Annotated in this window: 18 protein-coding genes; 4 read left to right on the plus strand and 14 right to left on the minus strand. The window is 44.3% G+C overall.

Annotation, left to right across the window (positions count from 1 at the left end):
- Positions 1-228 precede the first annotated feature (228 nt).
- A complete protein-coding gene (locus ACSX1A_RS06075) occupies positions 229-1,311 on the plus strand; it encodes a PAS domain-containing sensor histidine kinase (RefSeq protein ID WP_439882730.1) in 1,083 nt (360 codons plus the stop codon).
- Positions 1,312-1,722: 411 nt separating this feature from the next.
- Positions 1,723-2,793 carry a hypothetical protein gene (locus tag ACSX1A_RS06080; RefSeq protein WP_439882731.1) on the plus strand — a complete coding sequence of 357 codons (1,071 nt, stop codon included), beginning with the start codon at positions 1,723-1,725 and terminating at the stop codon, positions 2,791-2,793.
- 3 nt (positions 2,794-2,796) lie between these two features.
- Here ACSX1A_RS06080 and ACSX1A_RS06085 read toward each other — a convergent pair whose 3' ends face one another.
- Positions 2,797-2,934, minus strand: a complete 138-nt coding sequence (locus ACSX1A_RS06085) for a hypothetical protein (RefSeq protein ID WP_439882732.1) — start codon at positions 2,932-2,934, stop codon at positions 2,797-2,799.
- Positions 2,935-2,960: 26 nt separating this feature from the next.
- Here ACSX1A_RS06085 and ACSX1A_RS06090 point away from each other — a divergent pair, with 26 nt between their 5' ends.
- Complete coding sequence (locus ACSX1A_RS06090) at positions 2,961-8,423, plus strand: putative Ig domain-containing protein (RefSeq protein WP_439882733.1); 5,463 nt, start codon at positions 2,961-2,963, stop codon at positions 8,421-8,423.
- Between the two features lie 171 nt (positions 8,424-8,594).
- Here ACSX1A_RS06090 and ACSX1A_RS06095 read toward each other — a convergent pair whose 3' ends face one another.
- The 13 genes from ACSX1A_RS06095 to ACSX1A_RS06155 all read right to left on the minus strand — a co-directional run bounded on the left by ACSX1A_RS06095 (position 8,595) and on the right by ACSX1A_RS06155 (position 23,818).
- Positions 8,595-9,167 carry a heme NO-binding domain-containing protein gene (locus ACSX1A_RS06095; protein ID WP_439882734.1) on the minus strand — a complete coding sequence of 191 codons (573 nt, stop codon included), beginning with the start codon at positions 9,165-9,167 and terminating at the stop codon, positions 8,595-8,597.
- Between the two features lie 308 nt (positions 9,168-9,475).
- Positions 9,476-9,910, minus strand: coding sequence for a hypothetical protein (locus tag ACSX1A_RS06100; protein ID WP_439882735.1), 435 nt, complete (start codon positions 9,908-9,910; stop codon positions 9,476-9,478).
- A gap of 589 nt (positions 9,911-10,499) precedes the next feature.
- On the minus strand, positions 10,500-10,787 hold the full coding sequence (locus tag ACSX1A_RS06105) for a circadian clock KaiB family protein (protein ID WP_439882736.1): 288 nt from the start codon (positions 10,785-10,787) through the stop codon (positions 10,500-10,502).
- A gap of 64 nt (positions 10,788-10,851) precedes the next feature.
- Positions 10,852-12,315, minus strand: a complete 1,464-nt coding sequence (kaiC, locus tag ACSX1A_RS06110; RefSeq protein ID WP_439882737.1) for a circadian clock protein KaiC — start codon at positions 12,313-12,315, stop codon at positions 10,852-10,854.
- A gap of 281 nt (positions 12,316-12,596) precedes the next feature.
- Positions 12,597-13,163, minus strand: a complete 567-nt coding sequence (locus tag ACSX1A_RS06115) for a helix-turn-helix domain-containing protein (protein WP_439882738.1) — start codon at positions 13,161-13,163, stop codon at positions 12,597-12,599.
- Between the two features lie 327 nt (positions 13,164-13,490).
- The gene (locus ACSX1A_RS06120) at positions 13,491-14,048 is read right to left on the minus strand and encodes a hypothetical protein (protein WP_439882739.1); all 558 of its coding nucleotides are present in this window, start codon (positions 14,046-14,048) and stop codon (positions 13,491-13,493) included.
- A 443-nt stretch (positions 14,049-14,491) separates the two neighbouring features.
- Positions 14,492-15,052: a helix-turn-helix domain-containing protein gene (locus ACSX1A_RS06125; protein WP_439882740.1), complete on the minus strand. Its 561-nt coding sequence runs from the start codon at positions 15,050-15,052 to the stop codon at positions 14,492-14,494.
- A gap of 506 nt (positions 15,053-15,558) precedes the next feature.
- Positions 15,559-19,242, minus strand: a complete 3,684-nt coding sequence (purL, locus tag ACSX1A_RS06130) for a phosphoribosylformylglycinamidine synthase (RefSeq protein ID WP_439882741.1) — start codon at positions 19,240-19,242, stop codon at positions 15,559-15,561.
- A gap of 364 nt (positions 19,243-19,606) precedes the next feature.
- The gene (locus ACSX1A_RS06135; RefSeq protein WP_439882742.1) at positions 19,607-20,095 is read right to left on the minus strand and encodes a hypothetical protein; all 489 of its coding nucleotides are present in this window, start codon (positions 20,093-20,095) and stop codon (positions 19,607-19,609) included.
- A gap of 95 nt (positions 20,096-20,190) precedes the next feature.
- A complete protein-coding gene (locus tag ACSX1A_RS06140) occupies positions 20,191-21,678 on the minus strand; it encodes an amino acid permease (RefSeq protein ID WP_439882743.1) in 1,488 nt (495 codons plus the stop codon).
- A gap of 144 nt (positions 21,679-21,822) precedes the next feature.
- Positions 21,823-22,176, minus strand: coding sequence for a hypothetical protein (locus ACSX1A_RS06145; protein ID WP_439882744.1), 354 nt, complete (start codon positions 22,174-22,176; stop codon positions 21,823-21,825).
- A gap of 180 nt (positions 22,177-22,356) precedes the next feature.
- Positions 22,357-22,716: a hypothetical protein gene (locus ACSX1A_RS06150; protein ID WP_439882745.1), complete on the minus strand. Its 360-nt coding sequence runs from the start codon at positions 22,714-22,716 to the stop codon at positions 22,357-22,359.
- Between the two features lie 148 nt (positions 22,717-22,864).
- The gene (locus ACSX1A_RS06155; protein ID WP_439882746.1) at positions 22,865-23,818 is read right to left on the minus strand and encodes a calcium/sodium antiporter; all 954 of its coding nucleotides are present in this window, start codon (positions 23,816-23,818) and stop codon (positions 22,865-22,867) included.
- Positions 23,819-23,998: 180 nt separating this feature from the next.
- Between ACSX1A_RS06155 and ACSX1A_RS06160 the strand changes: the two genes are divergently transcribed.
- Positions 23,999-26,425: a TonB-dependent receptor gene (locus ACSX1A_RS06160; protein ID WP_439882747.1), complete on the plus strand. Its 2,427-nt coding sequence runs from the start codon at positions 23,999-24,001 to the stop codon at positions 26,423-26,425.
- Positions 26,426-26,449: the final 24 nt, after the last annotated feature.

Consider the following 26,449-nt stretch of genomic DNA (forward strand, 5'->3'; position numbering starts at 1 on the left):
GTTGTAAGGTGATGCGCAGGTTTACCAGGAGTGATTGTGGCATTGGTACAGGCAAAGGTTTTCAATGTGCCGAGGTGGCGGAGAAAGAAATAGCCTGAGGTTATTATAGAATTTAATTAATGCTTATCTTAACCTAAGATTTCAAAATAAGCCACTTGCTGTAACAACAAGGAGCTGATCTGGTTGTACCTGCCATACCAGCATCATTATCACCCTGAACGTTTAAATATGAGTGCAACTGCTTTTAAGTATGACCTGTTCTTTGAGGTGTCACCTGATCTGCTCTGCATTGCAGGTTATGATGGCTATTTTAAGAAGATCAACGCCGCGGTTTCTAACTTGCTGGGTTACACGATGGAGGAATTGTACGCTAGTCCTATAAATGACTTTGTTCACCCTGACGACAAACAAATAACTTCTGCTGTCAGAAATGAGCTGATAAAATCAAGGCCACTTAATAATTTCGAGAACAGGTACATTACAAAGGATGGGAAAACAGTTTGGCTGGCCTGGACGTCACTTCCTGTGGAGGAGGAAGGCCTGATATTTGCCATTGCCAAAAATGTAACCCACAAAAAGAAGCTTGAGGTGGAAAGGAATTTAATGCTGGCGAACCTTACCAGAATTAATCAGGACCTCAAACAATTAAACTATACTGCCTCTCACGATTTAAGGTCCCCTGTAAATAACCTGCTGTCTATATTCAAACTCATTGACAGCTCTCACATCACTGACCCTACAACAGCTAAACTGATCAATTACCTGAAGTTAAGCGGCGATAAGCTAAAGCAAACTTTAAACAATTATGTAGATGTTTTAACAGAAAAACAGGAAGAGCATACTGGCATAGAAGAAGTAAGTTTGTCTGAAAGCCTGCACAACGTACTATTTTCGATAGGAGGGTTGATTGATGCCGCACAAGCTATTGTTCATTCGGACTTTTCACAAACAGAGCTCATTAGGTTTAACAGAGCTAACCTGGAGAGTGTATTTCTGAATTTGATCACGAATTCCATTAAATATGCTAGGCCTGGCTTCCCTCCTCATATTTCTATAGAGGCCACTGAAGTTTTAACTGCACAGGTGATTACTTACACGGACAATGGGCAAGGCATAGACCTGGAGAAGGTTAATGGAAAGCTTTTCGGTTTTCGGCAGCGGTTTCATGATAATTCAGATAGTAAAGGTATCGGCCTCTACCTGGTCCACAGCCACATAACAGGGGCAGGTGGTACAATTAAGGTAGACAGTAAAGTGGACGAGGGTACCCGCTTTACCATTACTTTACCCAAAGCGGACGCTGCAGCCTAAATAGTAACATCAATTAGGTTTCATAATTCATTATAAATAAAGTTAAACTGCTGTTATTTATAATGAATGGTATTTTTATATCATTTTATTGTGTAAATGCATTGAAAATTAGTGTAGAAATATAAACTAATAATCTCATCCTAAAGTATAATAATACTAATTAAAAATTGAAATTAATTTACCTATTTGCCGCTGCATCTTTTAAGCTGGGAAACTAGCCCTTCTTTTCTAGTAGTTTTCCCTTAAACTACACCCTCTTTTATATCACTTCTTAATCTATAAAGTTAAGCTGTTCAGGCTTTACTATTTAGATGTTATTGTAATATACTATGATACCTCTTAAAGGTAACAGGCAAAAGTATGTCTGTTGTTATATGAATAATTCAAAATATAAAACTTAACTGATAAGCTATGAAAAACAATTTTTTACTACTAATGGTAGTGTTGCTGGTGCTGAACACTTCAGCTGCTTTCGCCAAGATCTGGCGCGTGAACAACAATAACGGTGTTACCGCTGACTTTACTACACTACAGGCTGCTCATGATGGCGCCACATCCGGTGATACCATACATGTGGAAGGATCTGCAACAGAATACGGTGGGTTACAAAGTACTAAAAAGCTGGTCATACTAGGGCCGGGCTATTACTTAGAACAGAATGCTAATACGCAGGCATTACAGGCTAGTGCTAAAGTAAGTAGTATGTATTTATACAGTGGTTCTGAGGGCACTGTAATTATGGGACTGGATTTTAATGCAAATGCTATTAGTATCTTCGCAAGTGATATAACCATAAAACGTAATAAGTTCAATACTTTAAATGGAGAGCAAGATTGGGGTTTTGGTGCTGTAGCCTTATATTATGAACAGTCTAACTCTTCTATTCCTGTTAGCAATATAGTCATCTCTCAAAATTACGGCCTGACAATTTCAAGTAGTAGTGCTTCAACAGGAGTGCTGATTGCTAATAATTATATTGGAGTAGGAGCCAACTATGGTACCGAGAATACAACAGGCGATGCTCTTAATCTACATACTGGTACAGTAGCGTTGATACAAAATAATATCTTTACGCAAGGAAAGTTTACAGCCTATAACAGCACTTTCACTAATAATATAATGATTTTTGGTGCCTTGGAAGGCACTGGCAATATGATAGCCAACAACATTGGTAACAGCACACAATTTGGTACTACAAACGGAAATCAGTCTAATGTAAGCATGAGTACTGTGTTTGTAGGGCCAGGCACAGGTGTCTCACAGGATGGTCAGTGGAAACTGGCGGTTGGCTCTCCTGCCTTAGGCGCTGGTTATGGTAGTACCTCCACAAACCCTATCGATGCCGGTATGTACAGCAACCATACACCTTATGTGCTTTCTGGCATTCCGCCAATACCGGCCATTTACTTTATGGAAGCTCAGCCTGTTGGTAGCAGCACCGATCCAATTGATGTCACGGTCAAAGTAAAATCAAATAACTAATTATCATACATACGACTGCTGCTGGTACAGAAGCCAGGGGCAGATCTGAATTTTCCTGTTCTGCATGCAGGCTGAGGCTTGCATGGTAACTGTTATGATCTGCTGTGCCTGCTTCTGCTGCTCAAACTGCTTAAAAAGCATTCATTTTACTTTGACAAAAATTCGACATGAGAAATTATATACAAAAATCCTCGGTGTTGCTGGGGCTGCTTACGTGGCTGGCCCTTTGCTATCACGGTTCCGTGGTACAGGCACAGGAGGTGGTAAAACTGGAATATTATATTGATGATGACCCCGGCTTCGGCAATGGACAAAGTATACCCATCACACCAGGACTGGACATTTCGAAGTCCTTTCCAGTGGATATCAGTACATACCTACCGGGCTTTCATAGCCTGTATGTACGGGCGCTGGTAAAGCAGCACCAAGTTACAGAAGGCGATGCTACAGCTACAAGGGGAGGCTGGTCCATTACTGCGGTTCGCACATTTTATAAAGAAAGCTTCGACGGATCGCCCACACTTCCGAACATTGTGAAGGGGGAGTTCTTCATAGATAAAGATCCTGGGTTTGGCAACGGAACAACCATTCCTTTCACTGCGAATACAGACCTCAGTAATCTAACTTTCTCATTCGATATTACGAATTTACCTACAGGTTTCCATAACCTGTATGTACGCTTTAAGGATGCTAATAAGAACTGGGGTACCACCTCAGTGCGCACGTTTTATAAAGAGAACTTTAGTAATAATACGCCTTCAAATACTAACATCGTAAAAGGGGAGTACTTTATTGATTCTGATCCGGGTTTTGGTAAAGGTACAAACGTTGCCATCACACCGGGTTCAAACCTTTCAAACCTGGCTTTTACGGCTGATATAAGTAATGTGCCGGCTGGCTTTCACCAGTTATATACCCGTTTTAAAGACGCTAATGGCAGGTGGGGGCAAACTAACGTACGTTCCATCTTTAAAGAAGTGCTTTCAACAAAAGATCCGCTTCCCAACCTGGTTAAAGCAGAGTATTTTGTTGACAGTGACCCGGGTTACGGAAAGGGTAGAAATATTCCCATTACTGCAGCCACGGAGTTAATTAACCTGACTTTTGCTTTGGATATGAACGAAATATCCATCGGAAATCACAAGCTGTATGTGCGGGTGCAGGATGCCAAAAAGAAATGGAGTTTAACCAGCATCAGTGATTTTGTAGTGGAGTCGCCGCAGGAACTCTACGTGCTTGTTGGTACTATAACTGATCAGCTTTGCGCTGGACAGACAGTGGAGGTGCCCTATACTGTAAACGCACCGTTTGGGACAAACAACATATTCACTGCCCAATTGTCTGATGCAGCAGGTAGCTTTACAAACCCTGTCATGATTGGAACACTCACCAGCAATGTAGCAGGTACTATAAGCGCAACTATACCTGAAGCTGCCGCTGCAGGTACTGGTTACCGCATACGGGTGGTAGCCAGCTCCCCGACGCATACCAGCACATCGAATGCAACTGACCTAACCATCAGGCGGCTGCCAGTATTATCCGGAATTTCGGGTGATCAATATACCTGTACCAGCCTGAAAGAATATAGTGTGTCACCTGAAACAGGAGTAACCTATACATGGAAGCTCTCGGGCGGAGGTACGCTTACTTCCATCGGTAATACGGCTTCAATAACCTGGAACTCTGCTGGTACACATACGATCACTGTTACGCCTGCTAATACTTGTGGTGAGGGTGAAGTGAGAACCTTATACGTTACGGTTTATGATAGTGCGCCTGCACCCACGCCTGTTATTACAGCTAGTGGACGCTGGATGTATGCGTCTGCAGCTCCACTCGGTTCAGGTGTTTTAGATTACCAATGGTACCTGAATGGAGCTATCATAGTTTCTGCCAACAGCTCCTCGTTTTATGCCACTGAAAACGGAAGCTACACAGTAAGTTATAGAAACTCCTGTGGTGTCAGCCCTGTGTCAAACATGATCAGCTACTCTGGTAACAAGCTGAACCAGGCGATCACGTTTGAGCAAATTGAGGATAAGACGTATGGCGATGAACCCTTCATTTTGAATGCTACCGCCAGCTCGGGTCTAGCGGTAAGCTTTCATGTTCAGAGCGGACCCGCAACTGTTTCTGGCAACACACTAACCATAACAGGAGCAGGCACGGTTGAAGTAGTAGCATCCCAGGCAGGAGACGAGAACTACAACGCGGCAGCACCAGTAAGCAACACCTTTGTGGTTAGTCCGTTGGCGGCAACTGTGGCGCTTAGCAACCTGAACCAGACATACAATGGACAACCCAGGCCGGTAACAGTAACAACCAATCCAGCAGGAATTTCAACGAGCGTGACATACAATGCAAGTGCAACGGTGCCGGTAAATGCTGGTTCTTACGCTATTGTGGCTACTATTTCAGATCCTGACTATGTTGGCTCCAGCACAGAAACCCTGGTTATCGGTAAGGCTTCACAAACCATTACGCTGGAATCTGTAACTGACAAAACCTACGGAGATGCACCGTTCCAGGTGCTGGCTTCTGCCACTTCGGGTTTACCGGTAAGCCTCAGTGTAAGCACTGTTCCTGATGGTATCGCCACTATTACGGGGAACACTATTACCATACTTGGTGCCGGTACAGTAACCGTTACGGCCAAACAGGCAGGTGATGTTAACTATGTCGCAGCACCAGATATCTCCACCACTTTCACGGTAAACAAAGCTGATCAGACGATCAATTTTACCGCACTGCAGGATAAGACGTATGGCGATGCTTCTTTTTCGCTGAGTGCCACCGCATCTTCCGGCCTTACTGTAGGCTTCCGGATAAAAAGTGGTCCTGCAACTATTTCCGGAACAACGCTAAGTATAAGTGGTGCGGGAGTAGTAGAAGTGGAAGCATACCAGGATGGTGACGCAAACTATAAAGCGGCGCCTCTTGTTTCCCGTACTTTTACTGTATTAAAGGCAAGCCAAACCATAGCGTTTGATCCGCTCCCGAATAAAACGTACGGTGATGCTCCGTTCGATCTTTCTGCCACTGCCACTTCTGGTTTGACCATTGATTTCAGCATTGTCTCAGGACCGGCAACTATTACCGGTAGTACCCTGACCATGACAGGCACAGGCACTGTGGTTGTCAGGGCGTCGCAGAGCGGCAATGAGAACTACCTGGCAGCAGCGTCTGTAGACAGATCTTTCCAGGTTACATCGCCGGATAAGATTGCTCAGACGATCACGTTCACATCCATTACAGACAAAACTTATGGAGACGCAGCATTTGAGCTTTCTGCCTCGGCTTCGTCCGGGCTGCCGGTTAGCTTCAGGATAGTATCGGGCCAGGCAAGTATAGCAGGCAATATGCTGACCATACTTGGCGCGGGCAGCATAACTGTAGAAGCAACGCAGCCAGGTGATGCGACATACCAGTCAGCCAGTGTATCGCGAAGCTTTACAGTGCAGAAAGCGACACCTGGACTTAGCTGGAACAGGCCTGCCAACATCGCTGAAGGCACTGCGCTCTCCGCTCTGCAGTTGAACGCTGTAGCTTCAGTTCCGGGTACTTTCACCTACAGTCCGGCAGCAGGTACTGTTCTGGCAGCCGGTAATAACAGAGAATTGTCTGTATACTTTGTCCCGCAGGATGCTGATAATTATAACAGTGTGCCAGGAACAAAGACGTTCATTACGGTGAACGGAGCACCTGTGCTAACGGTAACAGGTCTTACTTCAGTAAACGAACATGAGTTGCTAACGCTTCTGAGTTCAGCTACTGATGTTAATGATGATGTTGTTTCTTTTAGCCTGGTTGGAGTTGTACCGGAAGGCATGACCATTAATGCTGCATCAGGTGCCGTAACCTGGACCCCTTCCGAAGCACAGGGCCCGGCCAGTTACAGCATCAGGATCAGAGCGACAGACAATAATACACCTGTTTTGTATGTTGAGCAGACGCTAACACTAACAGTAGAGGAAGTAAATGCAGCGCCGCAACTCTCCGGCATTCCTGGTGCTGTTACCGTTGATGAACTTTCTCCTTATACCTTCACTGCAACTTTCTCTGATGTTGACCTGCCGGCTAACTTACTGACATTGGCGTTGGAAGGTGCACCACAGGGAGCAACACTTAACCAGCAGGGAGTATTTAACTGGACACCTACAGAAACGCAGGGGCCAGGCAGTTATACTTTTAAAGTGCGTATAACAGATAATGGTAATCCGGTGCTGTTTGCCGAGCAGCAGATCACAATTCAGGTAAATGAGGTGAATCAATTGCCTGTGTTAGCCACGATTCCTGCCCAGTTTTTCGCATCCGGTGACATGGTTAGCTTTACAGCAATAGCCTCAGATGCCGATCTTCCAGCGCAGCAGCTGACTTACTCGTTGCTAAGCCTGGCAGGTGAAAATTATCCACAGGGTGCAACGATAAATGCTGCAACAGGTGTATTTAGTTGGAACTCAGCAGGGCATGCCTACAATGAGTATAAGTTTAAGGTAAAGGTAGCAGACAGTAACGGAGGGTCTACTGAGCAGCTGGTTAGTTTAACGCTACGCTCAGCAAACCAGGCACCTGTGCTAAAAGCAATAGGAGACAAAACTGTATTAGCCGGAAGCGCTCTTGCATTTATCCTGATCGCGACAGATGATGGCCTGCCTGCAGGGAAGCTTACCTACAGCGCTACAAACTTACCGCGCGGCGCCACACTTGATGCTACCTCAGGAACATTCTTCTGGAATACAACAGGCGGTCAAACAGGAACTTATAACATCACGCTTACGGTGTCTGATGGAAGCTTATCGGCAAGTGAAGCAATAAAGGTAAACGTTATCAAGAAAACAGCCGGGCTTTCGCCTCAGATAAGAAAATTCAGCCCAACTTCTGGAACAGTTGGTACAGTCGTTACCATTTATGGTAAATACCTAACAGAGGTTCACAATGTGCGTTTTAATGGAGTTATGGCCGATTTCGATCCGATTGATGAAAACACCATAGCAGCTGTTGTGCCACAAAATGCGACGTCTGGCAAGATCACTGTAAACACTGTGAATGGTATAGTGAGCAGCAAACAAGACTTTACCGTGTTGACACCTGCAATTTCCGGTCTTAATCCTAGTGTGGGCGCAGTTGGTACGCAGGTAACGATAGCAGGTACAGATCTTGAAAATGTGACAGCAGTTACTTTCAATGGTGTGCCTGTTGAAGAAGTCCTTTCTTACAGCACTACTCAACTAGTAGTAAAAGTACCTGGAGGTGCAACCAGTGGGAAAGTAAGCGTTACGGCAAGTGGAAAAACACTGGAGGGTACAGTGTTTACAGTTGCAGACGGACTTAGTGCTACGTTAGAACAAACGTTACATGCAGCAGTGGAAGAAGCTAGCTTCAATGTATATCCAAACCCTTTCATTGATCTGGCCACAGTTAGCTTTACCCTCAAAAATGGCGGGCATTATACCGTTTTGCTTTATGATTCGAGTGGTAAACTGATCAAAAGCCTTGGGGATGGAACTGCTGAAGCGGAAGTAGCTACTAAAATAGAAGTCAGTAGCAGAGGATTAAATAAAGGCCTCTATATTATCAGGCTTAACACCGATGAAGGTAGTAGAAGCATGAAACTTGTATTAAACAGGTAACGAATCTATCGGTTTAATGTAAAGGAATGTTTTAGGCTAAGGCCGCTTTATCAATAGATAAAGCGGCCTTAGATTTTGTACCTACTTAAAATAAAACTCCTGTTTAATAAAGTAGCAACATGACCAGAATATATGCTGACTGGTGGGCAACACGAATGTTTTGCTTACGCATTACTCTAAAAAGTCAACTTTAATTTGCACTCTCTCATTTTCCGGAGGAGTGCACAGTGAAACTTCAACTAAAGCACTCTCATTATAGTACTTTGCAATGCCTTTGATGATCCCTATGGCAACTCCGGCCATTCGGCGTTTGGAATAATAATCGACTATAAGCTGCTTATTACCTTTCTTTGTTACCAGCAGTAGTGGCGGACTTGCTCTGCTATCTTCTTTTCTTACGGCTCCATGCATGGCTTCTTCTGTATGAAGCAACATCTGATAGGTGCGCCACTCCGGATTAATGTACCTGTTATAGATCATAAAAAGGTCAGGAACCATAAATTCTCCATAGCGCTCCATTAATTCAATGGCAGGGATACCAGTTTTCTCAGTTGCTTTATCCAGAATGCAATAAATTTCAGAGGTCGGGTACATTTCATTCATTTCATAGGGAGAATGATCGATACCACATGCTTCCAATAGCTTTAGCCAGGTGCTGAAATCGTAACTACTTTCTACGAAACGCTTGAGTAAAACAAAGATAGAGCCATGCATCTGATCCTCTTTTCCCGAATGTGATTCCATAGGCTAAAGTGAAAATTTTACAAATGTCGATTTGTTGAAATAGAACAAAATGAATTATTAGTGCCTGTTTTGAATTCAGCTAAGTTCTTTGAAGCGTTCTAGAATTAGAACATTTATACTACGGATGAAGTCCTGAATTTACTAATTCGCAAGCAAAAAAATAAATTTCAGGATGGAAGGCTATGGAATTGTGTTCTCGATTATACCTGATTCCTGTTTTACACCCGGCTAATGCTGGTTTCTTTTTCGGAACAAGTAGGGGAGGAGTTTATGAAAGGTGATACAAAAATTAGGGTATCATGTGGTAACTATAGTTGCGATGCCAGATTTCCGGTTTCTTCCAATAGCCATGCTATAGCGTCACTTTTACTAGCAAATGTCTGGAGTTGAAACGGTATCAGCCCAACTTCTTTAAGATGTTCGAGGCTGGTCTGCACGACTTTCTCAACATGAGGATCAACGCGTTGTATGCGGGCAACTTTCTGAACTTGAGTTAAGATCAAATCACTTAAAAATTGTACAGTTATCGCCTTATTTTTGTCATCACTCACTTCTATTATAGATCTGCTAAGATCCAGAAGCAATTTTTTAACCTGGTACGTTCTTATAGCCTCAACTAATAGTTGAAGGCTGTACATAACATCAGATAAACTAAGTCCTTGTAAATCAGTGTAATTAATATGCAATATGTCTGATGCAGCATCATAGTCTAAACTAAACGTACTGTTTTGACATAGTCTCATGTTATAAAAATTTACTAAAATAGAAGGTGAGAGGAGGGAGATTATGGCTGATCAGGGATTTTATTTATGTACCAGTATTATACTTAATGTAAATCAGAGTTAATAGAAATTGGTCTCAGTTTCACTTTCACTTGAATTTATTACTATATCTATAATTGCCGATCTAAATATTTTGATGTTTATAACATTATTTAACCAATAATAACTCATTAGCAATGCTACTTGCTAAATGTGATCCTGTTTTAGTTTCAACCAAAAACTACTCTTACATAGTAAAGAGACAATGCAGGAGAGTTAACACAATAAAGATTTAACGATTTTATTTAAGGGATGTTGGCTAAAGTATCAGCTATTTTTAGCAATCCCCATCCTTTAATATACTATATGTTATAATATGAATTTAGTGAGAATTTGCAGAAGCAATCACTACGCATTTAGTAGTAAAGGATTAGATTAGCAGATCGGTAAATTGATTCTGCTAAGAGAGGCCGTTTTTATGGGAGATTTGTTAGGTCTCAGTTAAATAGGGGAGGTATTATTTTTACGGACAATGTTACGCAAGTTTAAAGCATTACATTGTCCGTAAACATTAACTAAAGACATGCATACTAGATATACCCAAGCCAGCTAAAACCCGGCTTCGTACGTTTAAAGCACCAATTATACGGTTAATGGGTGTCGGCTCCATTCTGATAAGCGTAGGTATAGCTATAATTCCTGCTTCCTCTGCCTTATCAGGGTCCTTTTGAATATCTATTATATCAAGTTTATAGTTTTCGTTTAAATTTTCCTTACAAATTTTGAGAAGAGTGTCAACGGCCTCAATTGAATTAAGGCTATTTCCGTTAATAAAGAGCTGAAATACATGCATGCTCATTGGTTGTTATTTGGCTAAAAGTAATGGTGTTTATACCAGCTGAAACTGCTATAGAATTTTAAAGCTATTCCAGCTTAATAAGCATCGGATTACCAGTAAGTATGCCGCTAATGCCTTCAAATTGTTTACCTATTTTAGCTCCTTCATCTGTTATAGAAAACTTTCTGATCAATGAATCATGCTTAGAGCCACGCATTTTAAGTACAGCTATACTTCGTTGCATTTGTCCCGACATCTCTACATAGCGCAACAGGATAATAGAATCTGTGATAGGAGAGATGTTACCTTCCGTATCCGAAGTTCCGCCTGCCAGTAAAGGGGTGTTTGAGGTAAACATACCTGTAATTTCCTGGTGCTTCAGATAAGATGTAAAGGCAATAATAAACTCTCGGAAACCCTTGTCAGATGACGCTCTAGATAGTGCTGATAAACTGTCTAGTGCAATTCTGTCTGGCTTAAAAGTCTTTACTACTTCCTGTATGTTAATAAAATGGTCTTCCAGCGAAGATATTTCCGGGTAAAGACATATCACTTTCAGAAGGCCTTTGTCTTCCAGCTGCTTAAAGTCTATCCCCCAGCTGGTTGCGTTGCGGTATAGTTGCTGGTGGCTTTCTTCGAAAGCTACCAGCAGGCAACGTTCCTTTTTTTCCCGGATTCCGTTTATAAAATTTGCTACCAGTAAGGTTTTTCCAGCCCCAATTGCACCTGAAATCAAGTTAATGGAGCCCTTATAAAACCCTCCATTCAGCACACTGTCCAGGGTAGCTATCCCGGAAGTAACCCGTTCATTGGAAGTGATATGCTGCAGGTTCATGGCTGATAAAGGGATAATTACAATCGCTTTTTCGGGGTTGATCGAAAAAGGGTTTTCGCCTTTTTCGTGGTTGCTTCCCCTGAATTTCAGTATCTCGATCGTTCTCCGGCGCTTCTCATTAAACAACACATTCCGAAGTATCACCACATTATCTGTCAGGAACTCTTCTACCCCAAAACGTGTAATTCTGCCATATTCTTCCAGCCTTTCGGCTGTAATGATAGACGTTGTACCTAATCGTGTTAATGTAAGCGCTACCTGGATCAGTTCGCGCCGTATAGAATGCATCTCTTCATGAAATTGCATGAAAATGCTCCCTATAGAGTCAATAACAACACGTTGTGCATTATTTTTTTTCACTGCCCGCTCTAACCTGACCCTGAAAGCACTCAGATCAAAGTCGCCTACAGCAATAATGATCTCTTCTTTTGGTGCAGCATCAACAAATGTCCATTTCCCTTCTTTTTCCCAGGTGTCTATATCCCAGTTAAAGCTTTTTAAATTTTCACGTATGTCATCTACTTGTTCTTCAAAGGTTACAAATACACCTGGCTGATCGAACAATAGAATTCCCAGCGCTAGAAATTGCGCACCAAAAAGTGTCTTTGCACTGCCGGAACTACCGGCTACAAGCGTTGTTCGGCCTACTGGCAACCCGCCATGAGAAATATGGTCAAAAGATGCGTTTCCGGTTTCTAGTTTATGTAGTTGCATAGGCAAACGTAAGCGATTTAAGAAGTTAAGGTAATTTTCAGAGCTTTCAGGTCGAGGCGCTACCATGTCAGAAAGTTTAAAATGGGTGATAAAGTATTACAGAAAATCATTGGCACGCTCAGCTTTCCAATTGTCCATCCTAAACTTATAAGCAGAACATTACACGAAATAGGGCAGACATGGGCATACATCCTTTTTGCTTGAAGTGTGCTAAAAAGAATGTACAAAGATGAGGTAATATGAAAGTAACACTTTACATACTTCTTCAAGTATGTAAAGTGTTACAGGTTTTCGAGAACGCTATCTCGTTTTTCTCTAATGTGTTTGTAAAAGGACGGGGAGAGGCCGGTTACTTTTTTAAACTGACTTGATAAATGAGCCACACTGCTATAGTGCAGGCGGTGAGCAATTTCTGTCAGGCTGAGTTCATCATAAAAAAGCAATTCTTTGGCTTTTTCGATCTTGTGAATAATGATGAATTGCTGAATGGTAATGCCTTTTACTTCTGAGAAAATGTTGGCCAGATAGTTATAATTATATCCCAGTTGCTCACTGATGAATACTGAATAATTTACCTTCGGCTGCTCTTCCGAAGAATGGATCATTTTTGTAATCAGCGCCTTTATTTTATCGATCAGCTTGCTTTTACTGTCCTCAAGTAATTCAAGACCTGCCTTGTTAAGATTTTCTTTTAACTGCTCGAGTTGAATATCTGTAATGTCTTTGTGTATCTCAACAATGCCCAGGTCAACAACAACATATTCTGATTGCACGCCCAGGTTTATAAGTTCATTTTGTACCAACGCTTTGCAGCGATCGCTCACCATGTACTTGATATATAATTTCATTTGTTTGTGTAAAGTGCATACTCAAATCCGGGAGTAAGATACGGCGCTGCTACTGGAAAAGTGATTAGAACCTGAATTGAAGTGATGAGCAATGAGATCAGAACTTTTAAAATAATGTAAATCGGGTTCTATGATTTATACTTAAGACGTACGCACTCCTACATTAATTCATTTATCTGCAAAGTATTAAATAATAAGTGGTATATGCTTTGCCTGAGGAGTATGGTATGAAAAGGCTTAAACCAGTTTAACCTGTCCTACACTAATTACCGTATTATTCCGGCATGTAGCAGCAGAACAGGTTAGAATGTCACTGGCTAAAGTTGATTAATGAATGGCGAGTCCTATCGTTGACACACCTGTTGAAAGGTCAAGGAAGGCACCTACTTTGTTATTAAAGTGGTATTCTGTACCTATATGCAGATCCAGGAACAGGGGATTACCTTTACGGTAGTAGTTTTTATCACCTTCATAGCCATCAGCCCAGCGTGTGTTAACTACTGCAAATCCAACTGAACCGGCCAAATAAAAGTCCCATTTTTTGTTTGCCTGGAAAATATCATCAAAGTAATATGTTCCTTTCACACCTATCGGGATTATTGTTTCGCGATAAGTATAGTAAGTATTATTGTTATCTCTGTAGTAGTCTTTAGCGTAGGTCGAGAAGCTTACAAAAGGTGCAAGTGTAAAGTCTTTCGCAACATCAAACTCATAGTTAATATTTATTACAGGTAAGGTGCTGTTGGCATATTTGTAATAACCGCCGTAGCCGCCAATACCTACACCAAGATTCAAGGTGCTGCCATGTTTTTCCTGGGCAATTGCATTTATCTGGAAAAAGCTGACAAATAGTATTATTAATGTAATAGTAAATAAATTCTTCATATTATGGTTTTTAAAATTCTGTTAAGGGTAATTTCATTATGCCTTTCTAGCCGGTGCAAAACCGGGACGGTACGCATTAATATTGTTGAAGTACACGCTATAGCACCCTATTTCAATTAATCCTGAAATATGATTTTACAGTTTTGACTGGCTTGGCAAGAAGTGTTGAATGGGTTGTTGATCAGGAAACTGATTCAGATCAGTGTACTAAAGATTCGGGAGTCTGTACTATCGCAGCACATCTTTTTTGCTTTTCTGCTGGTAATCAGTTGTTGTTGCTCCTGGTAATGCTGGTGATAGGTGTTTTGAAATCAATCAATTAGTTTCTAATATCCGTTACTGGCGGAAGCCGGACCTTTAGTAGTACAGCTGTTTTGGAGTGACAAAGGTGGCGTTATTATAACTAACTTATATTACACAGTAATAAAAGTTAGTTACATAATTCACATGTTTTCAAGGTTGCTCATACGTTTTTGCTTCAATTGCTTGTAAAAGGAGGGGGAGAGGCCGGTTACTTTCTTAAACTGGTTTGATAAATGAGCCACACTACTATAATGCAGTCTATGGGCTATTTCTGTTAAGTTAAGTTCTTTGTATAAGAGCAGTTCTTTAACCCTTTCGATCTTATGCAGGATGATGAATTGCTGAATGGTGATGCCGCTTACTTCTGAAAAGATATTGGCCAGGTAGGTATAATCGTGATTCAGTTTCTGGCTGATATAATCGGAATAATTGGCTTTCGGAAATTCATCAGAGTAATGAATCATTTCGATGATCACACCCTTTATTCGCTCTATCAGTATACTTTTCTTATCATCAAGCAGTTCTAAACCAGATTTCTCCAGGTTCGTTTTAAATTGTATACGCTGTTCTGAAGTTATATCTTCCAGTAACTCAACGGTTCCTAAGTCAACGAGCAGATATTGCAAACCAAGTTTATTTAGTTCTTCCTTTACCATTAATTTACAGCGAAGGCTAACCATGTATTTGATATATAACTTCATAAGCGTCTTGTATATAAGCTTTTATGAAGACGAAGAAGTCAGTTCATTTAAATTTACCAGCCCACTTCAATTTAAAAGCAAGCAAATGTACACAAATGCAATGTAGCAATGTGCTGGGTTAACGTAAAGTGGTTGTTTTATTATTGGAAGTGGCTACAGGTATACTTCTTCAAGAAGAACAAAGTACGAGATAAGGATCAATCGTTAATGACCAAAATGCAAGTGGAATATACTCCTTATTATGCACTTTTCACAACGTAATTCTAACTACTTAATCAACTAAATTCTCTATCAAGGTACTAAAAGGAAAAAGCACCTTATGTATTTATTCGCAATTTAGGAAAATGAAATCATTACACAGGCTTGTAAGCTACAATTGCATGCTTCCATGAGAAAGATTCTTTATTAATCTCACTTGACATTTTTAGTACCTTAGAGATATTAAAATCAACCAAAACTAAAAACAAAACCCACTCTCTTTACAAGGGTGGGTTTTGTTTTATTTGTTATTTATCGTTGACTTCCAACCATTTTCTGGCATTCACGAAGGCTTCCATCCACGGAGATACTTCATCGTGGCGGCCTTTCGGGTAATGTGCCCATTGCCATTGTAGCAGCGAACGCTCAATGTGTGGCATCATGACCAAATGCCGACCTGTTTCGTCGCAGATCATGGCTGTATTGTAGTCAGAGCCGTTCGGGCAGGCCGGGTACGAATCATACCCATACTTCGAAACGATCTGGTATCTGTCCTCTGTATGTGGCAGGTTAAAGCGGCCTTCCCCATGCGATACCCATACACCCAACGTGCAACCGGCCAGGCTCGATAGCATTACCGACTTGTTCTCCTGAATGGTCAGGGAGGTAAAGATGCTTTCGTGCTTCTGGCTCACATTATGCAACATTCTTGCCTTCTGGTCATGGCCCATCGTGATCAGGCCCAGCTCAACAAATAACTGGCAGCCGTTGCAGATACCAACTGATAAGGTGTCTGCCCGGTTAAAGAAATTCTCAAGGGCTGTTTTTGCTTTCTCATTATACATAAAAGCACCGGCCCAACCTTTGGCTGAACCCAGCACATCTGAATTAGAGAAGCCGCCAACAGCACCGATAAAGCGGATATCTTCCAGTGTTTCTCTCCCCGAGATCAGGTCGGTCATGTGCACGTCCTTCACATCGAAGCCAGCCAGGTACATGGCATTTGCCATTTCACGCTCCGAGTTACTTCCTTTCTCACGGATAATGGCTGCTTTGATTCTTGGTTTCGAGTTGTCGATAACAGGTTTCTTGCCGTTAAAGCCTTCCGGAAACGTATACTTCAGTTCTTGTTTTTTATAATTTTCAAAACGCTCTTTTGCGCTCTCAGGTCCACTTTGCTTGATGTCCAGGAGGTAAGAGGTTTTAAACCAGGTATCTCTCAGCTGCGCAATATCGAAGCTGTAGGTATCGGCACCGTTCTTAACCTCAAGTGTGGCAGCAGATGTGCTGGTGCCTATTTTGTGGAACTGTACATTGTTCGCTTTTAACGTTTCTTCTACGTCTGCTGATGCCTGGAATACGACGCCGATGTTCTCAGCGAAAAGCACTTTAATACTGTCCGCTTCGCCAAGTGACGACAGGTCGATAGAGGCACCCAGGTTATTATCAGCAAAGCACATCTCCAGCAATGTCGTGATCAAACCGCCGCTTCCAATGTCGTGGCCTGCCGCTATCTTGCCTTCTTTGATCAACCCTTGTAAGGTGTTAAAGGCTTTTTTAAACAAGGCTGCATCCGTGATGTCCGGTGTTTCGTTGCCTATTTTATTTACGATCTGAGCAAAAGAAGAACCACCCAGTTTGTAAGCGTCATTTGACAGGTTGATGTAGTAGATGTTACCGCCATCGTGCTGCAAAACAGGTTCTACCACCTGGCGTACATTGCTGCAATTCCCGGCCGCTGAAATAATGACCGTACCTGGCGCGATAACATCCTCGTCTTTATACTTCTGCTTCATTGAAAGCGAGTCCTTACCTGTCGGGATGTTGATGCCCAGCGCAATAGCAAACGCTGAACAGGCTTCAACAGCTTTGTACAAACGTGCGTCTTCGCCTTCGTTCTTAGCGGCCCACATCCAGTTTGCAGAAAGCGAAACACTTTGCAAGCCATCTTTCATAGGTGCCCAAACGATATTAGAGAGCGCCTCACCAATAGCATTGCGGCTACCTGCTGCCGGATCGATCAGGGCTGAGATCGGGGCATGACCAATAGATGTGGCTACACCTTCTTTGCCCTGAAAATCCAGTGCCATAACACCGCAATTGTTTAACGGCAACTGCAACGGACCAACACACTGCTGCTTCGCGACACGGCCACCCACGCAGCGGTCTACTTTGTTTGTTAACCAGTCTTTACAGGCTACAGCTTCTAATTGCAGCACCTGCTCCAGGTAAGTATTAAGTTGATCTTTATCGTAAGATACAGGTTGGTAATCTCTGTTGATGGATTTATCGGCCATTACCACTTTGGGTGAGCTTCCGAACATGTCGCTCAGGTCCAGGTCCATAGGCTTTTCGCCGGTAGTGCATGACTCAAAAGTAAAGCGATGATCTCCGGTTACATCACCAACAGTATACATCGGGGAACGCTCACGCGCTGCAATTTTCTGTAGGGTATCTATGTCTTTTTCCCCGATAACAAGGCCCATACGCTCCTGCGATTCGTTGCCGATAATTTCCTTAGCCGATAGGGTAGGGTCACCAACAGGCAGCTTGTCCAGGTCAATTTTACCGCCTGTCTCCTCAACCAGCTCCGAAAGGCAGTTCAGGTGTCCGCCTGCACCGTGGTCGTGTATAGAAACGATGGCATTGTGCTCGCTCTCCACCATGCCGCGGATAGCGTTGGCAGCGCGTTTCTGCATTTCGGGGTTAGAGCGTTGGATGGCATTTAATTCAATGCCGGTGCCATGCTCGCCAGTATCAGCCGATGACACTGCCGCGCCACCCATACCGATGCGGTAATTTTCACCGCCAAGTATAACGATCTTATCGCCTGGTTTCGGATGCTGTTTCTGAGCCTGACTTGCTTTGCCGTAGCCTACGCCACCAGCAAGCATGATCACTTTATCGTAACCTAATTTTCTAGGGGACTCCAGCGCATCAGCTTTTTCGTCGTGCTCAAAAGTTAGAAGCGAGCCTGTGATCAGAGGTTGTCCGAATTTATTACCAAAATCACTGGCTCCGTTAGAAGCCTTGATCAGGATATCCATTGGTGTCTGGTACAGCCAGTCTCTTTCCTGTGTGGCCTTCTCCCAGGGGCGGTCATTCTCAAGCCTGGACAAAGCCGTCATGTACACAGCTGTTCCTGCAAGAGGCAGGGAGCCCTGACCACCGGCCAGTCTGTCTCTGATCTCACCTCCTGATCCGGTTGCGGCACCGTTGAAGGGCTCTACCGTAGTCGGGAAATTATGCGTTTCTGCTTTGAGCGAGATAACCGATTCGTAGTCACTTACCTGGTAAAAGTCAGGTACATCGGCACGTTTTGGGGCAAATTGCTGTACAACCGGGCCTTTTACAAAGGCAACATTGTCTTTGTAAGCAGAAACAATATCGTTCGGGTTGGCTTCGGAAGTTTTGCGGATAAGCTTGAAAAGGGACGTTGATTTCTCCTCTCCGTCAATAATGAACTTGCCATTGAAGATCTTATGTCGGCAATGCTCCGAGTTTACCTGCGAAAATCCGAATACTTCCGAGTCTGTTAGTGGTCTGCCTACTCTTTCGGATAGCTGATTCAGATAATCAACTTCTTCCTCGCTGAGTGAAAGTCCTTCCTGTTTGTTGTAAGCCGCAATGTCGGTAACAGGTTTAACTGGCTCCGGCTGAATGTTTATAGTATAAATATCCTGATCAAGGCCATCATACTTATGTGAAAGCATAGGATCAAAATCAGTAAAGTCTTCTGTAACTACAGTGAACTCTTCGATCCGGACGATTCCTTCAATGCCCATATTCTGGGTTATTTCAACGGCATTGGTACTCCATGGCGTGACCATGGCGGCACGTGGACCAACAAAAAAGCCACTCAGCGCAGTTTCCTGCTTTAGAGTGGCGTTGCCGAATAACCATTCAAGCTTTTGAATGTCTGTAGAGGTTAGTTCACCCTTGCTTTGCAGGGCGTAAACCGTACCAGGTTGATTAAAAAAGAAGTGAAGCATGCTTGTTTTTATATCTATACACAAAGTTAAGGTTTAAATTTTAAAAGCAGGAAAGATGTGCAGCAGGTTTGAGGACATTTTAAGTTACTTTAGCAACAATCAAAACTTACAAATAGGTTTAAAAAGGCTATTTATGTAGCCACACTTCTTTTGTATGAATGGAATTTGATTAGACAGTTCAGAAATAAACCGCAAGCGCTTTTCCTTCTTAAAACTATGCACAAACAGGAAAATATATACATGATCACATGAGCCAGATGGAATGTTACTGCATGAAGACTGTTTATGAGCTTGCAAGCGAAGTTATAGTAACTGTTAGTCAAAAAAAAAAGCCCGCTGCTATTAGCAGGCGGGCTTTAGAATGTTAAGCGACTAACTGGCCTGAGCTGACCCTGGCATTGACAGTGGCCTTCCATTTTTCTGCCAGCACCAGTTCATTTGTGAAATTAAGGTTGGCTTCTCTGTCATAGAACAACAGGCTTTGGTGCGTGCGGGAGTTCTTTAAAGTAAAGTCAAGCTTAATCTGCTCAATCACTCTGTTGTCATTAATGGTTCTGTGCTCGTTGATGACAGTACATTTTTCTACCTCAGCCAGGTTGATGAATGTGGGCTTCTCTTCGTTGGCCACGCTGTCTACATAGCACAGCACTTTTTTTGATGTATCTAAACCGATGGCATAGCCGGAGCCCCAGAATTCGTATACTGAGAAGGATAAACCTTGCGCCCGGCCCAATCTATCCAGGTGTATCCTGGTTTCATTTTGTTCATTTCTATGCTTTCTTTGAAAGTAAAAGATAGGTGCAATGGCAAACATCAAAACGCCTAACCCGATCAATAATGTTTGTAAATCCATGGTTAATGTTTTTAAATTTTAAATACTTGTTAATTATGATCTGATTTGTTGGTGCTGCGGAAACACAGCTAAACTGAACGATTGACTGAAACTGATCAGTTAACCAGCTCTGCCGCTTTTTGTGACATTTGCTGCTGCAGTTTGCTGTGTCGGCGGCCATAGAGGAAGTAGATCACTATGCCGATTCCCATCCACACGATCAGGCGCAGCCACGTGTCGAAACCGAGGTTGGCCATCATATATCCGCAGATCAGGATGCCCAGGATTGGTATGAGCGGCACAAATGGCGTTCTGAAGGGCCGCTTGATCTCCGGGTTGGTGCGGCGCAGAACGATAATGCCGGCGCAGACAATCACAAAAGCCAGTAGTGTACCAATGCTTACCAGTTCGCCTAATAACCCGATCGGGAATATACCCGCTACCACGGCAGCAACTAAACCTGTGAGAATAGTGGTGACGTAAGGTGTGTGAAACTTTGGATGTACCTTGCCAAACACGGCTGGCAGCAAACCGTCGCGGCTCATGGCAAAAAAGATGCGTGGCTGCCCCATCAGCATCACCAGCACCACAGAGGCCAGACCTGCCACGGCACCCACCCCCGTAAAAAAGTAAAGCCATTTCAAAGCAGGTCCTGCTGCTTCCAAAGCCACTAGCACCGGGTCCGGCACGTTCAGTGTTTTAAAAGGCACCAAACCTGTCAGTACCAAAGACATCAACACATACAGGATCGTGCAAACGCCCAGTGAGGCCAGCATGGCAATAGGCATGTCGCGCTGCGGGTTCTTGGCTTCCTGCGCAGCCGTGCTCACGGCGTCGAAACCGATGTAGGAGAAGAACACGATGGCGGCACCGGCCACTACTCCCTGCCAGCCATAGCGGCTGCTGCCGTCGGTCAGGATCTCTTTGGCAGGTATGAAGGGTTCCCAATTTGCTGAGTTCACGTACTGAAAACCGAAGCCGATCACCAGCAGCACAATAGCCACTTTCACGATCACGATGATGTTATTGAACTTAGCCGATTCCTGTATCCCCACTACCAGCAGCGCTGTCATGACAAGTATAAGTATGATCGCCGGCAGGTTGATGATGGCACCGGTCAGTTCAAAATCACTGCCGTTGTAAGCCAGCGGAGCAGAGGCAACAGCCGCCGGAACTTGGATGCCCAGCGACTTGAGCAGACTCACGAAGTTCCCGCTCCAGCCCACGGCCACCGTGGCCGCACCAAAAAGATACTCCAGGATCAGGTCCCAGCAGATGATCCAGGCAATGAACTCGCCCAGCGTGGCGTAACCGTAGGTATAGGCGCTGCCGGCAATGGGTATCATGGAGGCAAATTCGGCGTAGCACAGGCCGGCAAACAGGCAGCCTAACCCCGCTATTAAAAAGGATATAACAATTGCCGGGCCCGCTGCACTGGCAGCTGCCGTACCGGTAAGCACAAATATGCCTGCCCCGATAATGGCACCTACACCCAGCATGGTCAGGTTGGAGGCGGTAAGCGTGCGCTTCAGGCCGTGCTCGCCGCTTTCTGATTCTTTTATGAGTTTATCGACAGATTTTGTCGCAAAAATATTCTTAGCCATTGATTTTTTCTATGGTGTGATTCATGGTGAATTGAGCAGCCACAGCTTACAAAGAGGCAAACTGAAGCAGCTGTCTTTTTGAGTAAAGACAAGATTAAAGAACGTGCCTGTATCGCACCGTTCAACAGAAGAAAGGGGTGTTAGCTAAGGGGCATTGGGCAGTATCCGGAACTTCTCCGTGATAGAAGAGGAGCCGAGTATGGCCTTACAGGTTTTCTTGTTTAACTGGCAGGTAATATGTGGCTGTGGCCATTGGACCTGCACCAGTGGTGGCAGAACCGGATCAGTAGGGGTTAGGGTGCGGTGCGTAGCGGACGTTTCGGACCAGGCAACGGGAAAGGCTAGTTTCTCTGCCTTTAGCTGTTCTGTTGCAGTATCAGGAGCGCGAGCATCGGCTTTAAGACAAACTTGCTGCGCCTTTGTATACCCGGAAAAACACAGCAAGCCAGCCCACAGGAGCAGGAGGAAGTGAAGAGCTATGTTATGCTTGCTTTTCAAGTACAGGGGCTTAAGCTTTTATAGTTGTTGGTTTGCTGTGCAGTCCGATAAAGTTGAGGAGAAACTGAAATAGCTCCATATAGGTAAACCTCAAAAGCACAAAAAATACAGGAAGAGCAGTATCCGTGCAGAGGGCACAGGTTGTTATACTTCTCTGAGGGAGAATGACAGTAGGGACTACTAAGGTCCTTTGGTGAGAATAGAGTGCAGGCCGCAGTCGCCTTTAGATGCAGGGTAAGAATGCGCGGCTGGTGCTGTTGAGGAAGTTAACGGGTAAAGCTGTTGGAGCAGTACCTGCAGGATCGGGGTAAGGAGCGATCTGTCCAGTTGCAGTACAGCCTCCGGTGCTCCGGAGGTAACATCGCCGGCAAACAATACAATTTGTTGTGCAGCAGCAAGGTCTACAACACTTTGTTGCGCTGCATGCTGGGTAGGCGCAGCTTTTACGGTAACAGGCATGGCGAAAGCAAACACGCCGCACAGCAATACAGCCAGCAGTACGTGTAACTTTTTAACAACCTGAATACCCATTGTTTTCATGGCAGCAAAGGAATGCGGTAGTTTTGACTAAAACAATAGGAGGGGCAACATATTTTATTCCTATATTTTAGTAGCGGGCTGTTTACTGAAAGGGTAGTTAGGGTTTGGATTTGATTTGAGGAGGGCAGGTTTTGTTGCCTTTAAATGGCTAAGCCAAAAGCATGAGGATGTAGCCAACATATAAAGCGAGCAGTATTCCGCCCTCCCAACGAACCAACTGCCTTCCCTTGCCTGTAAAGACGAATATAAACAAGAGCAGGCTGGCTGCAATGTTGACCATGATATCGATACCGGATTCTGGTTTCACATTCACTTGCGTTACGACGGTCGAGGTTCCAAGTATAAAAAAGGTATTGAAAATATTCGAACCTACCACGTTACCGATGGCAATGTCTACGTTCCGCTTCCTGACAGCTACTACAGAGGTGGCTAGCTCTGGTAAGGAGGTACCTATCGAGACAATTGTGAGGCCGATAATACGCTCTGAAAGACCAAAATTCTCGGCAATGTTCACCGCGCTTAGCACGATCAGGCGGCCACCTACTATCAAGCCTGCCAAACCAATTAACAGGAATAGCGACGCGCGTAAGTAAGTATAGATTAATGTAGGAGATTCATCCTCTCCTGTAGTCCCTCTTATTGCCAGTGAAACGTTATACACAAGGAAGATAGAAAAAAAGAGAAGCAGGATTATTCCGTCTGTGCGGGAAATGATGTCCGGGCCCTCTCCGTTCAGGAAGGTGTCATTTGCCAGAACGAGCACAGTGATCGCAGCCAATAAACTCAATGGTATTTCGATCCAGGTTGTGTTGGTCTTTACAGCAAGGGGATAAATCAGAGAGGAGATACCCAGGATTCCCAGCACATTGAAGATGTTGCTTCCCAGTACATTGCCCATAACCATTTCGGTGTTGTTGTCTATCGCTGCAAACAAATTTACTACCAGCTCCGGGGCTGATGTGCCGAAGGCAACAATGGTTAAGCCGATCACAATATTGGGCACTCCCAGCCTTGCTGCCAGGCTGGAGGCTGCGTCCACTAACTTGGTGGCACCGTAGATCAATGCCGCGAATCCGGCTATCAGTATGAAAACATCCGTCATGTTGGCAATATATCGAAGATTTTACCACTTCAGCTTTTCTACTACGGATATAATGAGGGCTAAAGTGTGTTCACCTGCATAATATGCCGATACCTTTGCAGCGACTTTTCGCGAAAGCTAATCTATTCAAAACATATTGGTTATTGAGATGTATTACGGGTATTATATAATTTCTATACAATGTTGAGGAATCTGCTATTAATCCTGATAGTGTTGCCTTTTGTCTGCTATGCCCAGACTGGTGTTGTTACCGGAACCATCCGGGATGTTAACACACAGGAGCCGCTGATTGGCGTAACGATTCAGTTGGGAGACACAAAGCTTGGTGCGGCAACCAACGAGCAGGGCGTCTATCGCCTCGATAATATTCCGGTGGGTAGCTATACTTTGCAAAGCTCCTATGTGGGGTATGAGCCGCAAAGCAAGTATAACATAAACGTAACGGCCGGTAATGTGCAGATCATCAACTTTATGTTAGGTCCGGCCACCAGTAAGCTGCAGGAAGTAGAGATAGTGGCTAACCGACGGCAAAGTGCCGCTGTAGCTGACCTGATCACGCCGCTTTCGGTACAAAGCCTGACAACCGAAGAGATCCGCAGTAACCCCGGTGGTAATTTCGATATTTCCAAGGTAGTGCAGGTGTTGCCGGGTGTCGCGACAAGCGGCTCCGGCGGCCGTAACGACCTGATCATCCGTGGTGGTGCACCAAGCGAAAACGTATACTACCTGGATGGCATCGAGATCCCGTTGATCAACCACTTTACTACCCAGGGCAGTGCCGGCGGGGCAACCGGTATTCTGAACGTATCTTTTATCGAGGACCTGAAAGTAAGCACTTCTGCTTTTGACGCTCGCTTTGATAATGCCCTGGCTTCGGTGTTTGAGTTCCGGCAGCGCTATGGCAACCCGGAACGCTTTTCCGGCAATGTGCGCCTGAGCGGCTCAGAGTTCGCTGCCACCCTGGAAGGCCCTGTGGGCGCGAAAACCACCTACCTTGTTTCGGCCAGGCGGTCTTACCTGCAGTTCCTGTTCAAGCTGCTCGACCTGCCCATCCGGCCTAACTACTGGGACTTTCAGTATAAAATAGACCACAAGCTAAACGAAAAGACTTCTCTTTCATTTATAGGGGTTGGCGCCATCGATGAGTTCTCTTTTGGAGTGCCACGAAACAGCACCCCGGAAAATGAGTATATCCTGCGCTCAGTGCCTTACAATAACCAGTGGAACTACACAGCCGGCATAAACCTGAAAAGACTGGTGACGGACGGTTATGTGAACCTGGCCCTGAGCCGCAATGAGTTCAACATCGACCTTAAAAAGTATGAGGCAGCTGAGGAAGGGGAGAACAGGCCGCTGACCCTCAACTCCAACTCCCGCGAAACGGAAAACAAGCTACGCCTGGATATTAACAAGTATAAAAACGGCTTTAAATATGCCTACGGCCTGTCAGGGCAATACGTGCAGTTCAGGAATGATATTTTCAGCGTGATCCGTAAAGAGCTGCGCGATGAGCAGAATAATCTTGTTCAGCCCGGAGTTACGGTGAATTACAATACCGACCTGGACTTTTTCAGATACGGGGTTTTCGGGCAGGTTTCAAAAGCAGTGCTCGACAATAAACTGGGCCTTTCGCTGGGCATCCGCACTGACATGAACTCTTTCACAGCTGAAGGTAACAATCCTTTGAAAACACTGTCACCGCGCCTGGCTGTGTCGTACCTGCTCAATGATAGATGGACCATAAACGCATCTTCAGGGATATACTACAAGCTGCCCACGTACACGGTGCTAGGCTACCAGGAAGACAATATGTTTCAGAACAAGTCTGCTGATTACATCAGATCGGTGCATTACGTGCTGGGTACCGAATACCTTCCGAGGCCTGACCTGCGCTTTACACTGGAAGGATTTTATAAAGATTACAGTAACTACCCGGTATCAGTGCGGGACGGCATCTCACTGGCAAACCAGGGAAGTGACTTTGGCTCCATCGGCAACGAAAAAGTAATCACGAACGGTGACGGACGCGCATACGGTATGGAGCTCTACATACAGAAAAAGCTGACGGGAACTGTATTCTCTGTACTTTCTTATACTTATGTAATAAGCGAATTTGCAGGAGCAGATGGCCAGTTTGTGTCCAGCGCCTGGGATTACCGGCACCTGGTATCGGGCTTGCTTGGTAAAAAGCTGCCCCGTAACTGGGAGCTTGGCGTAAAGTACAGGTATGCCGGAGGAGCGCCTTCCACGCCTTTCGACCTCGAAGCGTCCCGACGGAACTATGCTTCGCTTGGTGTGGGCATACTGGATTACAGCAGACTGAACACAGAGCGCTTGCAGCCTTTTAGCCAGCTTGATTTTCGGGTTGACAAGAAATGGAATTTCAACCGCATTACCCTTGACCTGTTCCTGGATGTAGCCAATGTTCTGGCCAGCAAAACACCCGGCTTTGACCGTTATACCTTCCAGCGAAACACTGATAACACAGGCTTTGCTACAACCGATGGAGAAGCACTAAGCTCGGACGGAAGCAACGCCATTCCGGTTATTCTAAAGGATAACGATGGCAATGTCGTACCCACGCTTGGGTTTATCGTAGAGTTTTAATCCGGTGAAAAAAAGTATAATTAC

The sequence above is a fragment of the Pontibacter sp. MBLB2868 genome (genome assembly GCF_051904785.1).
GTDB lineage: Bacteria > Bacteroidota > Bacteroidia > Cytophagales > Hymenobacteraceae > Pontibacter.

What these genes read in the sequence shown, in the direction of transcription:
- ACSX1A_RS06075 (WP_439882730.1), top strand. Translation starts at nt 229, where the DNA reads ATGAGTGCAACTGCTTTTAAGTATGACCTGTTCTTTGAGGTGTCACCT.
- ACSX1A_RS06080 (WP_439882731.1), top strand. Translation starts at nt 1,723, where the DNA reads ATGAAAAACAATTTTTTACTACTAATGGTAGTGTTGCTGGTGCTGAAC.
- ACSX1A_RS06085 (WP_439882732.1), bottom strand. Translation starts at nt 2,934, where the DNA reads ATGCTTTTTAAGCAGTTTGAGCAGCAGAAGCAGGCACAGCAGATCATA.
- ACSX1A_RS06090 (WP_439882733.1), top strand. Translation starts at nt 2,961, where the DNA reads ATGAGAAATTATATACAAAAATCCTCGGTGTTGCTGGGGCTGCTTACG.
- ACSX1A_RS06095 (WP_439882734.1), bottom strand. Translation starts at nt 9,167, where the DNA reads ATGGAATCACATTCGGGAAAAGAGGATCAGATGCATGGCTCTATCTTT.
- ACSX1A_RS06100 (WP_439882735.1), bottom strand. Translation starts at nt 9,910, where the DNA reads ATGAGACTATGTCAAAACAGTACGTTTAGTTTAGACTATGATGCTGCA.
- ACSX1A_RS06105 (WP_439882736.1), bottom strand. Translation starts at nt 10,787, where the DNA reads ATGAGCATGCATGTATTTCAGCTCTTTATTAACGGAAATAGCCTTAAT.
- kaiC (WP_439882737.1), bottom strand. Translation starts at nt 12,315, where the DNA reads ATGCAACTACATAAACTAGAAACCGGAAACGCATCTTTTGACCATATT.
- ACSX1A_RS06115 (WP_439882738.1), bottom strand. Translation starts at nt 13,163, where the DNA reads ATGAAATTATATATCAAGTACATGGTGAGCGATCGCTGCAAAGCGTTG.
- ACSX1A_RS06120 (WP_439882739.1), bottom strand. Translation starts at nt 14,048, where the DNA reads ATGAAGAATTTATTTACTATTACATTAATAATACTATTTGTCAGCTTT.
- ACSX1A_RS06125 (WP_439882740.1), bottom strand. Translation starts at nt 15,052, where the DNA reads ATGAAGTTATATATCAAATACATGGTTAGCCTTCGCTGTAAATTAATG.
- purL (WP_439882741.1), bottom strand. Translation starts at nt 19,242, where the DNA reads ATGCTTCACTTCTTTTTTAATCAACCTGGTACGGTTTACGCCCTGCAA.
- ACSX1A_RS06135 (WP_439882742.1), bottom strand. Translation starts at nt 20,095, where the DNA reads ATGGATTTACAAACATTATTGATCGGGTTAGGCGTTTTGATGTTTGCC.
- ACSX1A_RS06140 (WP_439882743.1), bottom strand. Translation starts at nt 21,678, where the DNA reads ATGGCTAAGAATATTTTTGCGACAAAATCTGTCGATAAACTCATAAAA.
- ACSX1A_RS06150 (WP_439882745.1), bottom strand. Translation starts at nt 22,716, where the DNA reads ATGAAAACAATGGGTATTCAGGTTGTTAAAAAGTTACACGTACTGCTG.
- ACSX1A_RS06155 (WP_439882746.1), bottom strand. Translation starts at nt 23,818, where the DNA reads ATGACGGATGTTTTCATACTGATAGCCGGATTCGCGGCATTGATCTAC.
- ACSX1A_RS06160 (WP_439882747.1), top strand. Translation starts at nt 23,999, where the DNA reads ATGTTGAGGAATCTGCTATTAATCCTGATAGTGTTGCCTTTTGTCTGC.